12 protein-coding genes, 1 tRNA gene and 1 pseudogene are annotated in these 14150 nt (G+C 76.0%); 5 read left to right on the top strand and 9 right to left on the bottom strand.

Annotated features, from left to right (window positions below):
* Positions 1-2: 2 nt before the first annotated feature.
* Positions 3-698, top strand: a complete 696-nt coding sequence (locus GKE82_RS01070; protein WP_309233316.1) for a transglutaminase-like domain-containing protein — start codon at positions 3-5, stop codon at positions 696-698.
* A gap of 6 nt (positions 699-704) precedes the next feature.
* On the opposite strand, the gene GKE82_RS01065 is transcribed toward GKE82_RS01070, so the two are convergent.
* The gene (locus GKE82_RS01065; protein WP_107569877.1) at positions 705-1415 is read right to left on the bottom strand and encodes a hypothetical protein; all 711 of its coding nucleotides are present in this window, start codon (positions 1413-1415) and stop codon (positions 705-707) included.
* 128 nt (positions 1416-1543) lie between these two features.
* On the opposite strand from GKE82_RS01065, the gene GKE82_RS01060 reads away from it, so the two are divergent.
* A complete protein-coding gene (locus GKE82_RS01060; protein WP_154732059.1) occupies positions 1544-4585 on the top strand; it encodes a hypothetical protein in 3042 nt (1013 codons plus the stop codon).
* A 56-nt stretch (positions 4586-4641) separates the two neighbouring features.
* Here GKE82_RS01060 and aspS read toward each other — a convergent pair whose 3' ends face one another.
* Genes aspS through GKE82_RS01030 form a run of 6 tightly spaced genes read right to left on the bottom strand, consistent with a single transcriptional unit; the run spans position 4642 to position 10040 of the window.
* Positions 4642-6426, bottom strand: coding sequence for an aspartate--tRNA ligase (gene aspS / locus GKE82_RS01055; protein ID WP_107569878.1), 1785 nt, complete (start codon positions 6424-6426; stop codon positions 4642-4644).
* 11 nt (positions 6427-6437) lie between these two features.
* Positions 6438-7697: a histidine--tRNA ligase gene (gene hisS / locus GKE82_RS01050; protein WP_154732058.1), complete on the bottom strand. Its 1260-nt coding sequence runs from the start codon at positions 7695-7697 to the stop codon at positions 6438-6440.
* A gap of 3 nt (positions 7698-7700) precedes the next feature.
* The gene (locus GKE82_RS01045; protein ID WP_309233315.1) at positions 7701-8336 is read right to left on the bottom strand and encodes an MBL fold metallo-hydrolase; all 636 of its coding nucleotides are present in this window, start codon (positions 8334-8336) and stop codon (positions 7701-7703) included.
* 3 nt (positions 8337-8339) lie between these two features.
* Positions 8340-8708 carry a hypothetical protein gene (locus GKE82_RS01040; RefSeq protein ID WP_154732057.1) on the bottom strand — a complete coding sequence of 123 codons (369 nt, stop codon included), beginning with the start codon at positions 8706-8708 and terminating at the stop codon, positions 8340-8342.
* 8 nt (positions 8709-8716) lie between these two features.
* Positions 8717-9610, bottom strand: coding sequence for a hypothetical protein (locus tag GKE82_RS01035; protein ID WP_154732056.1), 894 nt, complete (start codon positions 9608-9610; stop codon positions 8717-8719).
* Positions 9611-9647: 37 nt separating this feature from the next.
* The gene (locus tag GKE82_RS01030; protein WP_309233314.1) at positions 9648-10040 is read right to left on the bottom strand and encodes a hypothetical protein; all 393 of its coding nucleotides are present in this window, start codon (positions 10038-10040) and stop codon (positions 9648-9650) included.
* Between the two features lie 364 nt (positions 10041-10404).
* On the opposite strand from GKE82_RS01030, the gene GKE82_RS01020 reads away from it, so the two are divergent.
* From GKE82_RS01020 to GKE82_RS01010, 3 genes are all read left to right on the top strand, one after another.
* Positions 10405-10478 (top strand) — tRNA-Met (locus tag GKE82_RS01020).
* 185 nt (positions 10479-10663) lie between these two features.
* The gene (locus tag GKE82_RS30490; RefSeq protein ID WP_154732054.1) at positions 10664-12268 is read left to right on the top strand and encodes a SpoIIE family protein phosphatase; all 1605 of its coding nucleotides are present in this window, start codon (positions 10664-10666) and stop codon (positions 12266-12268) included.
* A 35-nt stretch (positions 12269-12303) separates the two neighbouring features.
* A complete protein-coding gene (locus tag GKE82_RS01010; RefSeq protein WP_107569885.1) occupies positions 12304-12708 on the top strand; it encodes a hypothetical protein in 405 nt (134 codons plus the stop codon).
* Between the two features lie 18 nt (positions 12709-12726).
* On the opposite strand, the gene GKE82_RS31140 is transcribed toward GKE82_RS01010, so the two are convergent.
* Positions 12727-12927 (bottom strand): hypothetical protein, encoded by a 201-nt coding sequence (locus GKE82_RS31140; RefSeq protein WP_375337030.1) that lies wholly within the window; start codon positions 12925-12927, stop codon positions 12727-12729.
* Positions 12928-13003: 76 nt separating this feature from the next.
* A pseudogene (locus tag GKE82_RS31135) lies at positions 13004-13813 on the bottom strand (calcium-binding protein); the annotation flags it as partial.
* Positions 13814-14150 lie beyond the last annotated feature (337 nt).

The following is a 14150-nucleotide window of genomic DNA, read 5'->3' as shown; positions in this document are numbered from 1 at the left end:
GTGTGGCACGGGAGAATGTCCGCATCGACGCTCCTCCACCGTTCTTCGCCGACCTCGCCGCCGAGTTCCAGCCGCGCCTCGACCTCCTCGTCCTCGCGATCGCGGTCGAGTTCGGCCGGGTGGACGTCGGCGGCGCCCTGACGCGCCTCGACGCGCTCGGCGCCGAGCTCGCGGAGGACCCGGAGGTCGCCCGCGCCGACGCCGACGCGGGCGCCCAGGCCGCGGCGATGACGCGGCTGCTGGGCCGCGCGCACGGGTTCGCCGGGGACACCGACACCTACGACGACCCGCGCAACTCGATGCTCGACCGGGTGCTCGAGCGGCGCCGCGGGCTGCCGATCCTGCTGAGCGTCGTGTACGCGGAGGTCGCGCGCCGCGCCGACCTGCCGGTCGTCGGGGTCGGGCTGCCCGGGCACTACGTCGTCGGGCACTTCGGGGCGGTGCCGCCGCTGCTGCTCGACCCGTTCCACGGCGGCGCGCCGTTCCGGGCGCAGCCCGCGGCGCTCCCGCACGTGCGGCCGTGGACCGCGCACGAGACGGCGATGCGGATCCTCAACAACCTCGTCGGCTCGTTCATGCGCCGCCGCGACCGGGTCGCCGCCGTGCGCGCGGCGGAGCTGCGGCTGCTGCTGCCCGCCGACGACGAGCTGCGCGGCGTGCTCGAACGCGAGCTCGACGCCCTGCGCCGGGCGGGCTGAGCGCGCTCAGCGGCCGCGCGTGCGGCGCAGCGTGTCGTCGACGAGCTGCTCGATCTCCGCGGTGCCGGTGAACCCGACGATCGTGCGCGCGGCCCGGTCGCGACCGATGACCAGGACGGTCGGGGCGGCGAGCACCTGCACGCCGCGCGTGATCGCCTCGTAGCGGCCGACGTCGGCGATCGGGGCGGAGACGACGCGCACGCGGCCGTCGCGACGGGAGACGGCGCGCACGGCGCGACGGACCTCGCGGTCGTCGGCGGCGTTGCGCTCGGAGAAGAGGACGACGGCGACCGCACCGCGGGCGACCGCGTCGAGGATCGGGCGGGACGGGTCCTGCGGGGTGGCCTGGCCGGCGGGCGCGGGCGCGTCCGCGGCGGGGGCCGCGGTCGACGTCGGGGCGTCCGTCGCCGGGGCGCTCACCGGGCTCGCGGGCGCCGGGGTCGCCTCGCCGGAGGCCTGCGCGGCGGCCTGCTGCGTCGCCGCAGCCGCGGTCCCGCTGGTGGTGACGGCGTCCTGGGCGCGCTCCACCGCGTTGCCGAGGCCGGCGACGCCCGGGGCGGCCCCGGCCGCGGGGGCGGTCTGCGCGGCGCCCGGTGCCCCGGGGAGCGGCGGCTCGGCGGACACGGAGTCCGACGGCCGCAGCACGAGCAGCCACAGCACGCCGAAGATCAGGACCGCGCCGAGCGCGAACTGGTAGGGGCGGGAGACCTGGCTCACCTGGGGAGCATCGGCACGCCCCCGCAGGACTTGAGGCCCGCCCTCCCCGGGCGGACGGCCGCGGGGGTCGGCAGACCTCATCCCCAGGGTCGTGGCCGCCCGCGCGCCGGGCCGCGAGCCTCTCGCCCATGCTCCCCCGCTCCCTGCCGTGCGCCGTGCTGCTCGCCGCCGCGATCACCGTCGTCCCGGCCGCCGCCGCGCCCGCTGCCGGCCCGGTCGCCCCGGACACGACGGTGCTCGTCTCCGGCCAGGACGACCTCGCCACCCCGCTGCCCGAGCCCGACGGGGACGCGGCCACGATCTCGCGTCGGGTGCAGTCCGACGACGGGCGCTACGTGCTGTTCTCCTCCAGCGGCGAGGGCCTCCCCGGCGCGGTCCCCGGCGGCCAGGACGTCTTCCGCAAGGACCTCCAGACGGGCGCGGTCGTGCGGGTGAGCGTGCCCGGCGGCGTGGCGGCGGGCACGCTGCGCGCCGAGCCCGTCGGGCTGAGCGACGACGGCCGTCACGCCGCGTTCCTCACCTCCGCGTCGGCGAGCCCGCTGGACGCGAACACCGGCCCGGACATCTACGTCCGCGACCTCCTCGCGGGCACGACGACCCTCGCCTCCCGGGTCAGCGGCGGCGGCGCGATCGGCGACATCCAGGACGGCGACCTCTCCGGCGACGGCACCACCGTCGCCTTCACCACCGACTCGACCAGCCTGGACCCGTCGGTGACCGACACCAACGCGACCTTCGACGTCTACGCCACCACGGTCGCCACCGGCGCCACGCAGCTCGTCTCCCGCGGCGCGGCGGCGACCGCGGTCACCGGCTACGACCCGTCGCTGGAGGACGACGCCAGCAGCGCGACCTTCGTCACCGACGCGCCGATCGCCGGGGCCCTGGACACCAACGGGCAGACCGACGTGTACCTGCGCGTGCTCGCGCTCCCGGCGTCCACCCAGCTCGTGTCGCGCGTCGACGGCGGTGGCGGCGCGCCCTCGACCGGCTCCTCGTACCAGGGCGTCCTCTCCGGCGACGGGTCGACCGTCGCGTGGGTGAGCTCGTCGACGACGATCGGGGACGGCGACGTCACCCCGTTCCCGGACGTGCACCGCAGCGTCATCGGGTCGGGCACCACGTCGCTGGTCTCCCGTCGGGCGGGCGGCACGCCCGGGGACGACGAGTCCTCCGACCCCGCGCTCAGCGACGACGGCCGGACGGTCGGGTTCCTGTCCCGCGCGACGAACCTCGACGCCGGCTACCCCGACGCCAACGGCCTGACCGACGCGTTCGTGCGGCGCGTCGTCGGCGACCAGACCGAGCTCGTCACCCGCACCGGACCGTCGGACGCCCAGGCCTCCGGGGTGACCGTCGACGTCGACCTCTCCGGCGACGGCCTGCACGCCGCGTTCTCCGTCGACGCGTTCGCGGACGACCTCGACCCGCGGTTCCAGCACACGGTGCAGCGCGACCTGACCGTCGTCCCGCGCGTCACCCGCACGGTGTCCCGCCCGGCGGGCACGGCGGCGATCGTGAACCCCGGCGGGGCCGCGACGAGCACCGCGGGCACGGTCTCCCGGGACGGGCGGTTCGTCGCCTTCACCGCCGACCAGCCCGCCCGTGGCCTGGCGCCCGGCGTCCCCGCCGCGGTCCGGCGCGACCTGCGCACCGGCACCGTCGTCGTCGCCGGCCGCGGGCCCGACGGCACGATCCCGCCCGCGAGGACGGAGGCCCAGGCGCTCAGCGCCGACGGCACGAAGCTCCTCTTCAGCACCGCGGTGGGCCTGGACCCGGCGGACCTCAACGGGATCACCGACCTCTACCTGCGCGACGTCGCCGCGGGCACCACGACCTGGGTGAGCCGGGCCGACGGCGCCGCCGGCGCGGCCCCGAACGCGATCGCGAACGTCCCCGGCGCGGTCCTCAGCGCGGACGGCCGCCGGGTCGCCTGGGTCACGGCGGCGACGAACCTCGGCGACGGCGACACCTCCCCCGTCCCCAGCGTGCACGTGCGGGACGTCGCCGCCGGACGCACGCTGCTGGCCTCTCGCGGGCAGGGTCCGACGGGCGCGCCGAACACGCTCTTCGTGTCGTCCCCGCAGCTCGACGGCACCGGACGGCGGGTCGCCTTCACCGGGGCCGGCGCGGACTTCGGCGACGGCGGCAGCGGCCCGCTCGTCCAGGCCCACATCCGCGACCTCGACACGGGGGTCAACCGCCTCGCCGTCGAGAAGCCCGGTGGAGGCCCCGGCAACGGCAGCAGCGGCCCGGGCATCCTCAGCGCCGACGGGTCCACGGTCGCCGTCGTGAGCCAGGCGACCGACCTGACCCCGCAGGACACCGACGCCGCCCCCGACGTGCTGGTCCGCGACCTGACCAGCGGCGCGATCACGCTCGCCAGCCGGGCCGACGGGCCCGCCGGCGCGAGCCCCGCGGTCGCGGTCGGCCTCGTCGGGCTCTCGGCCGACGGTCGGCGCGTGCTGCTGACGACCTCCGCGGTGCTCGAGCCGGGCGCGCCGAGCGCGCTCACGAACCTCGTGCTCCGCGACCTCGACGCGGGCACCTCCCGGCACGTCTCGCGGCTCGCCGACGGCACCGCGGTCACCGGCCAGCGGGCCGCGCTGTCCCCCGACGGCCGCTGCGTGACCTTCGGCGTCGCGCCCGCCGCCAGCCTGCAGGTCGCGCTGCGCGCCGCGGGCGCCACCTGCGCCCCGGCCGACCCGACGCCGAGCGAGCCCGGCGCTCCGACCGGTGGCGGCACCACCGGTGGCGCGCCCGGGAGCGGTGGGGCGCCGGGGGCGACGGACCGTCGCGCGCCGCGCGTCACGGGCGTCACCGTCACGCCGACCCGCCCGCGCCGCGGCCGGCCGCTCGACGTGCGGCTGCGGCTCGACGAGGCGGCGCGCGTGACGCTCACGCTCTCCTCCGTGTCCACCGGCCGCCGGGTCGGCACGACCTGCCGCAGGCAGACGTCCCGGAACCGGCGCCGCAAGGCGTGCGAGCGGCTGACGCGGCGCTACGCGACGACCAGGGCGCTGACCGCCGGCAGCCGCTCGATCCGGTTCGGCGGCCGGGTCCGCGGGCGCGGGCTACCGACCGGTCGGTACGTCGCGACGGTGGTCGCCGTCGACGCGGCCGGCAACCGGTCGGCGCCCACGAAGCGGCGCTTCACGGTCCGCCGCTGAGCGACGGTGCCCCGGGGTGCGTCGGCACCCCGGGCTCGATCCGGGCGTCCGCCCGCCTACGCGGGCGGCGCCGCCTCGATCAGCGACTTCACGCCGAGCTCGCGCAGCTGCGGCGCGTCGACGGGCGCGGGCGCCCCCGTCAGCGGGTCACCCCCGCTGGCGGTCTTCGGGAACGCGATCACGTCACGGATCGACTCGCGCCCGGCGCACAGCGCGACGATGCGGTCGATGCCCATCGCGATGCCCCCGTGCGGCGGCGCCCCGTACTTCAGCGCGTCGAGCAGGAACCCGAACCGCGCCTGCGCCTCCTGGGCGTCCAGACCGAGGTGCTCGAACACCTTCGCCTGCACCTCGGGGGTGTGGATGCGGATCGAGCCGCCGCCGATCTCGGTGCCGTCGAGCACGAGGTCGTAGGCGCGCGAGCGCAGCGACGCGGGATCGTCGAGGTCCCCGGACGGCGCGGTGAACGGGTGGTGCAGCGCGTCGTAGCGGTCGTGCTCGGGATCGTGCTCGAACATCGGGAAGTCCACGACCCAGAGCACGTCGTGGGTCCCGGGCTCGACGAGACCGAACCGCTCGGCGAGCTCCAGGCGCAGCGCGCCGAGCGCGGCCGCCGCGACCTTCTCGCTGTCGGCGACGAACAGCAGCAGGTCGCCCTCGGTCGCCTCGAGCTCGGCGTTGACCGCGTCGATCTGCTCGCGGCTGAAGAACTTCGCCAGGTTGCCGACCCAGCCGGCCTCCCCGCCGACGTAGATCGGCGCGGTCGCGAACGCGCCGTGACGCTTGACGACCTCGTTGAGTCCGTCGAGCTCCGAGCGGGACATCTCGCGCCTGCCGGCGTTGAAGGCGCGCACGACGCCACCGCCGTCGATCTGACCCTGGAAGACCTTGAACGACGAGCCGGCCACGAGCGCGCCGACGTCGTGGATCTCCATCCCGAAGCGGGTGTCCGGCCGGTCGATCCCGTACTTCAGGACCGCCTCGTCGTAGCCCATGCGCCGCCACGGCGCGGGCGGGACCGCCATGTCGGCGACCTCGAACACGCGGGTCATCACGCGCTCCATCACGCCGATGACCTCGTCCTCGGTCACGAAGCCCATCTCGAGATCCAGCTGCGTGAACTCCGGCTGGCGGTCGGCGCGCAGGTCCTCGTCGCGGAAGCACCGCGCGACCTGGAAGTAGCGCTCGTAGCCGCTCATCATCAGCAGCTGCTTGAACAGCTGCGGGGACTGCGGCAGCGCGTACCAGGAGCCCGGCTGCAGCCGCGACGGCACGAGGAAGTCGCGGGCGCCCTCGGGCGTGGAGCGGGTCAGCACGGGCGTCTCGATCTCGAGGAAGTCCTCCCCGTAGAGCGTGTCGCGCATCGTGCGGACGATCTCGTGGCGCAGGACCATCGCGTCGCGCATGTGCTCGCGGCGCAGGTCGACCATGCGGTGCGTCAGCCGCGTGTTCTCGTCGACCTGGGTCGACTCGTTCACCGGGAACGGCGGCGTCTGGGCGCCCGCGAGGACGTCCATCGACGCGACGGCGATCTCGATCTCGCCGGTCGCCATGTTCGGGTTGACGTTGACCTCCTCGCGCGCCAGCACGCGACCGGCGACGCTGACGACGTGCTCGGAGCGCAGGTCCTCCGCCGCGGCGAACGCGGCCCCCGAGGAGTCCGGGTGGAAGACGAGCTGCACGAGCCCGGAGCGGTCCCGCAGGTCGATGAAGATCAGGCCGCCGTGGTCGCGACGGAAGTGCACCCAGCCCGAGACGCGGACCTCGCGGCCCTCGTCGGCCTTCGTGAGCGTGCCCGACCAGGTGTCCCGGTAGGCGTTCGCGGCCGGCGCGGAGGTCATCGCCCCGGCGCTCACAGGGTGCCCCCGCGGAGCACGTCGTGGACGACGGCGTCGACGCCGCCCGTCACCGGGTGCTGCTCACCGCTCTCCATGTCCTTCAGGCCGATCTCTTCGGAACGCACGACCGCAACGTATCGCGCGCCGCTGCGGGCGGCCTGCTTGAGCTGCCCCTTCATCGAGCGTCCGGCCAGCTCGAGCTGCGCGTTGAGGCCCGCCGCGCGCGCCCGCTGGGCGAGCTGGAAGCCGGTGACGCGCAGGTCGCGCTGCTCCCCGTCGATCGCGACGTAGAGGTCGAGGACCGGCTCGGGCTCGGGCCGGTGCCCGGCGCTCAGCAGGATCCGCTCGATCCCCGCCGCCCAGCCGGTGCCGGGGGTCGCGGGACCGCCGAGCTGCTCGATCAGCCCGTCGTAGCGCCCGCCGCCGCCGACGGCGGACTGGGCGCCCAGGGCACCGCTGGTGAACTCGAAGACGGTCCGCGCGTAGTAGTCCAGGCCGCGCACGAGCGTCGGGTCGAGGTCGTACGGGACCCCGGCCGCGTCGAGGTGGGCGCGGACCTCCGCGAAGTGCTCGGCGTCCTCGGCGGCCAGCTCGTCCATCAGCAGCGGCGCGGTCCGCATGACCTCGCGGGTGCCGGGGTGGTCGGCGTCGAACGCGCGCAGCGGGTTGAGGTCGATCCGGCCGCGGACCTCCTCCGAGAGCCGGTCCTCGTTGGCGCGCAGGTGCGCGACGAGCTTCTCGCGGTAGTCGGCGCGCGTCTGCGGCGTGCCGAGCGACCCGAGCCGCAGGTGCAGGTCCTGCACGCCGAGCTCGGTCAGCACCGTGTGCAGCAGCACGATCGACTCGGCGTCGACGACGGGCTCGGCGCTGCCGATCGCCTCCGCCCCGATCTGCCAGAACTGCCGGAAGCGGCCCGCCTGCGCGCGCTCGTTGCGGAAGAAGCTCGACAGGTACCAGAGCTTCACCGGCTGCGGCAGCTTGTGCATGCCGTGCTGCAGGTAGGCGCGGGCGACCGGGGCGGTGCCCTCCGGGCGCAGCGTGATCGACCGCCCGCCACCGTCCTCGAAGGTGAACATCTCCTTCTGGACGATGTCGGTGGACGCGCCGACACCGCGCGCGAACAGCTCGGTCGCCTCGAACGTCGGGGTCTCGACGCGCCGGTAGCCGGCGCCCTCGAGGACCTTCCGGGCGACCCGCTCGACGGCCAGGCGCGGGGCCGCGTCGGCCGGGAGCACGTCGTGCGTGCCCTTGGGGGACTGCAGCTTCTCGGGCATGGCTCAGCCTTGGAGGAAGGGGTTCGTCGCGCGCTCGGCGCCGAGCGTGGTGACGCCCATGTGGCCCGGATGGACGCGCGTCTCGTCCGGGTAGGTGTCCAGGAGCGTCTGGATCGAGGCGCGCAGCGTCGGCCAGTCGCCGCCGGGCAGGTCGGTGCGCCCGACGGACTGCTGGAAGAGCACGTCGCCGCTGAACATCGCGAGCTCGTCCGGGACGACGAACGTCACGTGGCCGGGGCTGTGGCCGGGCGTGAAGACGACGTCGATGTCGAGGCCCGCGAGCGACAGCGTCTCGCCGCCGGCGACGGTGTGGTCGGCCTCGTAGTCCTCGAACGGGCCGAAGCCCGGGAAGCGCATGTAGTCGTTGATGTTCGCCAGCACCTGCACCTCGAGCTCGGGGCAGTACACGGGCGCCCCGGTCTCGCGGGCCAGCGGCGCGACCGCCCCGACGTGGTCGAAGTGCGTGTGGGTGAGCAGGATCGCCTCGACGGTCGCCTCCATGCTCTCGATCGCCTGGAGGATCCGGGGCAGCTCGTCGCCGGGGTCGACCACCAGGAGCGTGTCGGCGTCGGGCCGCTTGAACAGGAAGCAGTTCTCCTGCACCGGGCCGACCGTGAGCATGCGGACGTCGAGCGCCACGGGTCAGGCCTTCCCCGCGGCCTTCTGCTTCATCCGCCGGCGGTAGATGAAGAGGTCGGTGTAGTAGCCGAGCGGGATGTAGACGAGGAACATGAACGCGGCGAGCGCGATCGTCGGCGCGACCGCCTGCCCGAACAGCAGGAACAGCGCCACGCCGAAGATCAGGGACGCGATCGCGGCGCGGTTGGCGGCCGAGCGCCAGTTCGGGGGCGTCTCCAGCCGCTGCAGGCGCCGCTCGGAGGCGGTCATCTTCGCCTGCGCCTTCTTCTCGGCCTCGCTGAGCGGCCGGCCGGTGCGCCCGCGCGACTCGACCATGCCGGCCGCGTTGCCGCGGTGCTTGGTCGACCGCTTCTTCTTCTGCTTCGTCGCCATGGGTGTCCTCAGGATACGCGCGCGAGCGCGTCCTCGACCGTGCGCCGGTTGCGCACCGGCACGGCGGCCGGGAAGTCGGCGAACGCGGCCTGCGGGGCGAGCCCGACGAGCTCCGCGGCCGCGACGGGCGCGTGCGCGGCGATCGCGGCGACGACGTCGCGCAGCGGCAGCGCGAGGTGGTCCTCGACGTTCATCGAGACCTGGGCGACGCCGTCGCGGTGGGCGAGCTCCAGGCCGATCGCGCGCAGCCCCGGGAGGCCGTCGGGACCGCCCTCGCGGATGCGGGCGGCGATCGCCTGCGCGTCGGCGAGCGTGGCGGGCGCCGCGAGCTCGACGTTGAACGCCACCAGCGGTGGCCGGGCGGCGAGCAGCACCGCCCCGGCGCCCGGGTGCAGGTCCTCGCGCGGCCCGAAGTCGGGGACGACCTCGCCGGCGCGCACGCGCGCGGCGAGGCCCGCCGGGCCGCCGCGCCGCAGGTCCGCGCGGGTCCGGCCGCCGCCGAGCGGCCCGTAGAGGACGCACGGCAGCCCGAGCTCCCCCAGCAGCGCGCCGGCGTGCAGCGCCTCGGCGCAGGCCGCCCCGCGCCGCGCCGGGTCCAGGTGCACGAGCGGCACCACGTCGAGCGCCCCGACGTGCGGGTGCAGGCCCGCCCGGGCGGGATCGCGCAGGTCGACGTGCTCGAGCACGGCGGCGGCGCCGTCGCGCAGCGCCGGGGCGAGCTGCCCGGGCCGGCCGGCGAGCGTGAAGACCGTGCGGCCGTGGTCGGCGTCGGCGTGCACGTCGAGCAGCGTCGCCCCGCCGGCGGCGGTGAACGCGGCGCCGATCGCGTCGAGGATCGCCTCGTCGGCGCCCTCGGAGACGTTCGGGATCGCGAGCAGCAGGTCGTCGGCGGTGGCGGTCACGCGCGCAGGATCGCAGGCCCGCCCGGACCTTCCGGCGTCAGTCGCCCCGGGCGATCGCGAGCAGCGCGCCGACGTGGCGGCGCACCTGCGCGGTGCTCGGCGCCGCCGGGCCGAGCTCGACGACGAACGCGCTGGTGCCCGGCGCCCGTCGGTTCTGCCAGCCGGTCGCGGTCCCGCGGGAGCGCGGCAGGCCGCGGGCGGGCAGCCGCACCCGCCGCGCGTAGGCGCGCACGAGGCGCCGGTCGGCGCCCGGCGTCAGGTGCACGAGGCCGTAGGGCTGGTGCAGCCACACGGTCACGTCGGGGCGCACGGCCCGCACGAGCCGCTGCACCCAGCGGGTCTCCGGCTCGCTCGCGGCGCGCGGCCCGGGGAAGTACCGCCCGCGCGGACCGGCGCGCCAGTCCCCGGGGAAGTTGCGGTTGAGATCCACCCCCGCGCGTTGACGCGCGTGCGCGCCGCCGCCCCGTCGGGGTTCGCGGAGAGGACGGTCACGATGCGCGCCCCGGCCGGGACGGACGCGCGGCGCAGCGCCGCCACGACCCGCCGGCCGCCGGGCTCGTCGCCGTGCACCTGGCCGACGACGAGGACGACCCGCCCGGCCGCCGGATCGCCGGCCGCGAGCGCCCGCAACGGCCGGCCGCGCACGCTGCGCCCCGCGGGCAGCGCCGCCCGGGCCACGACCGCCGGCGTCCCGGGCTCGGGCGGTGGCGGCGGCGGTTCGGCGGCGAGCACGCGCGCAGCCTACGCCCGCGCGACCCCGCCGCCGCCGTTGCGCGTAGAATCCACCGCCCCGTGGCTGGGTAGCTCAGCTGGTTAGAGCGCACGACTCATAATCGTGAGGTCGGGGGTTCGAGTCCCCCCCCAGCTACTGGTCGTGCGGCCCGCCCCCCGGCGGGCCGTCGTCGTTCCGGGTCCGGACCGGCCGCTACCGGGGTCGTCGCGCGGCGACATGCGGCCGCCGCGCCAACCCCGCCGTTCCACGACTCCGGACGCAGCACTGCTCCGGGACCTGGAGTGACGCCGGGGGTGCCGTGGCACTACAGTGCGTGCCACGTGCAGGCCGATCCGCTCCTCGATCTCGCCGGCCCGCTGCGTCCCGCCTACGAGGCGGTCGACTGGGCCGCCACCCCGCTCGGTCCGATGGCGGACTGGCATCCCGCGCTGCGGCACGCCACCGCGATGGCGCTCGACTCCGAGTTCCCCATCACGCTGCTGTGGGGGCCCGATCGCGTGATGGTCTACAACGCCGGCTACGTCGAGCAGATCATCGACAAGCACCCCGCCGCGCTCGGCCGCCGGGTGCAGGACGTCTTCCCCGAGGCGTGGGACGCGATCGAGCCGCTCGTGCAGCAGGTCTTCGACGACGACCCGCCCGGGCTGCTGGAGGACCAGTTCTTCCCGCTGGACCGCAACGGCTTCCTCGAGGAGACGTACTTCACGTTCGCGTACTCGGCCCTGCGCGACGCCGACCACACCGTCCTCGGGGTCATCGACATCAGCTCCGAGACCACGACCCAGGTGCTCGCGCGCCGCCGCCTCGAGCTGCTCGGCCTGCTCGGAGACCGGCTCGCCGGGGTCCGGGGCACGGCCGAGGTGCTCGGGGTCACCACCGAGGTGCTCGCCGAGGGCGTCGCCGACATGCCGGTCGCCGAGGTCTGGCTGCCCGGCCTCTCGCAGCGGACCTCCGGCGGCGTCCTGCCCGAGGCGCCCCTCGACGAGCTGCCCGCCGGGGAGCTGCTCCTCACCGAGACGCCGACGGGCCGCGTCGCCTGGGTGCCGCTCGGCCCCTACGACGAGGAGGCCGGGGCCCAGCCGCTGCTCGTCGTCCGCCTCAACGACATGCTCGCCCCGGACGACCCGTACCTGGGCTTCCTGCGGCTGCTCGGCTCGACGATCCGGCAGGCGCTCGAGCGCGCGCGGGTCAGCGACGCCGAGCGGCGGATCAGCGAGACGCTCCAGCGCAGCCTGCTGCCGCAGCCGCCCGAGGTCCCCGGCCTGGTGATCGCGGCCCGCTACCTCGCCGCCGCCGAGCAGGCCCAGATCGGGGGCGACTGGTACGACGCCTTCGTGCTCGCCGACGGCACCACGGTCGCGGTCATCGGCGACATCGCCGGGCACGACCAAGACGCCGCCGCCGAGATGGCCCAGGTCCGCTCGCTGCTGCGCGGGGTCGTGCTCACCGCCGGGTCCTCCCCCGCCTCCGCGCTGGAGCAGCTCGACACCGTCGTGCAGGGGCTCGACCTGGGGACGGTCGCGACGCTCGTCGTGACCACGATCTCCGCGCCGGCCACCGACGGGCACCGGACCGTGCGCTGGTCCAACGCCGGCCACCCGCCCCCGGTCCTGATCGGCGCGGGCGGCGGCGCGCGCCTGCTCGAGGCCACCCCCGACGTGCTGCTCGGCCTGATCCGCGCGCCGCGCCACGAGCACGAGACCGACCTCGCCCCCGGCGAGACGCTGCTGCTCTACACCGACGGGCTCGTCGAGCGGCGCGGCATCTCGATCACCGACAGCCTCGGCTGGCTGCGCGACGTGCTCGACCGGTCGCCGGCCCGCGCCGCCGAGCCGCTGTGCGAGCACCTCGTCGCCGGGCTCTCGCCCGCCCTGGACGACGACATCGCCCTGCTGGCGATCACCGCCGGTGGCGTCGCGGCCTGACGCCGCCACGTCGCCCGACCTGCGAGGCTTGCCGCGTGAGCATCAATCCGGATGACCTGCTGTCCGACGCCGCGATCCGCGCCGCCATGGGTGCGCTCGCCTCGCGCAACAGCCACCACCTCGACGGGATGACCGAGGAGGAGCAGCAGAACGCGCTCCAGCACTGGCACGAGCTCGTGACCGACGTGCTGACCGCGGCCCGCGCCACGCTCCAGGGCGACCCGGACGTGCCCGTCGTCGAGGGCGAGCTGCCCGGCCGCGCGGTCATCGTGCTCCAGGACGCCGGCGGCGAGGACGTCAACGTCCACGCCACCTTCCACCCCGAGCTCGAGGACCTCGGCAACGAGGAGGTCGGCGGCACGCCCGCGCAGATCACCGCGGTGATGCTGCTGCAGTCGCTCGGCGGCGAGGACGGCGAGCCGGAGCCCGGCCAGGCCTGATCCGCCGGGTCGTCCGTCTCAGTGACGGACGACCTTCTCGCAGTCCCCGGACGTGCGGTCGTGCTTGTCGAGCTCGACCACGTCGAAGCCCGGCCCGCAGGTGATCGTCGCGGGCCGGCTCGCGTACGCCTGGATCACGTCGTTGCCGGGCCCGGCGTCGATGACGTTGCGGCCCGCCCCGCGGACCCGGATGCGGTCGTCGCCGTCCCCGGCGCGGATCGTGTTGCTCCCCGAGCCCCCCGTTGACCTCGTCGTCGCCGGGGCCGCCGTCGAGCTCGTTGCGCCCCGGGCTGCCGTAGATGACGTCGGCGCCGTTGCCGCCGAACACGCGGTCCAGGGCGGTCGAGCGGTCGCCGTGCAGCCGGTTGGCCCAGAGGATGTCGTCCCCGTCGTCCCCGTAGATGCGGTCGGCGCCGTGGGAGCCCAGGAGCGTGTCGTTGCGCGCCGTCCCGTGCTTGCTCGCCCCAGCGTAGGGCGCGAGCCAGGTGATGCCCGCGCGCGGGTCGCGGGCCGGGGCGGCGACGAGCAGGATCCGCTCGCAGTTGCGCACCCGGCCGCCGCGGCGCAGCTGCCGGTCGGAGATCCCGCCCTGGTCGTCGACGCGGTCCATCTCGACCGTGTCGTTCCCCGGGCCGCAGTCGATCAGCTCGTCCTTGCCGCGGTCGTTGGCGTGGATCAGGTCGTCCCCCGGGCCGCCCAGGAGCGTGTCGCGGCCGCTGTCGCCCCACAGCTCGTCGGCGCCCGTGCCGCCGAGGACGACGTCGTGCCCGGTGCCGCCGTGCAGCAGGTCGTCGCCGCTGCCGCCCACGACCCGGTCCTGGGCGGCACCGCCGTAGAGGAGGTCGGCGCCCGACCCGCCGTTGAGCGTGTCGTGGCCGAAGCCGGCGGTCAGCAGGTCGCGGCCGGTGCCGCCGAGCAGCACGTCATCGCCCGCCGCCCCGTCCAGCCAGTCGGTGCCGGGCCCGCCGAGCACGCGGTCCGGCCCGGTCTCCCCGTACAGGGTGTCGTCCCCGCCGCGGCCCGAGACGAGGTCGTGCCCGCCGCGGCCGTAGAGCGTCTCGTCGACCCCGCCGCCGCGCAGCCGGTCGGCCCCGGGGCCGCCCACGCGCACCCGCACGCGGCCGGTCGTCGGGAGCGGGCTCTGCGGCGCGGTGGGGCTCGACAGGTCGTGGGCCGGGTCGACGTTCGCCGGCACGCGCGACGGCGCGGGGACCGGCGTGGGCGTCGGCTCGGGCGTCGGCGTCGGGGTCGGCTCGGGGGTGGGGGTCGGCTGCGGGGTGGGCTGCGGCTTGGGGCAGAGGATCGGGATCAGGCACGACTGCGCGGCGGCAGGCGAGGCGGGGGAGCCCGACCGCCATCAGCGGGGTGGCGAGCGACAGCGCGAGGAGGGAGGCGGCGGGCCGACATGCTCTTCCTGTCGGCGGATGTCCGCCCGGACTGAA

The organism is Conexibacter sp. W3-3-2, assembly GCF_009707605.1.
GTDB lineage: Bacteria > Actinomycetota > Thermoleophilia > Solirubrobacterales > Solirubrobacteraceae > Paraconexibacter > Paraconexibacter algicola.
Note: the sequence above shows the minus strand (reverse complement) of the source record. Positions and strands in the feature narration are given on the sequence as shown.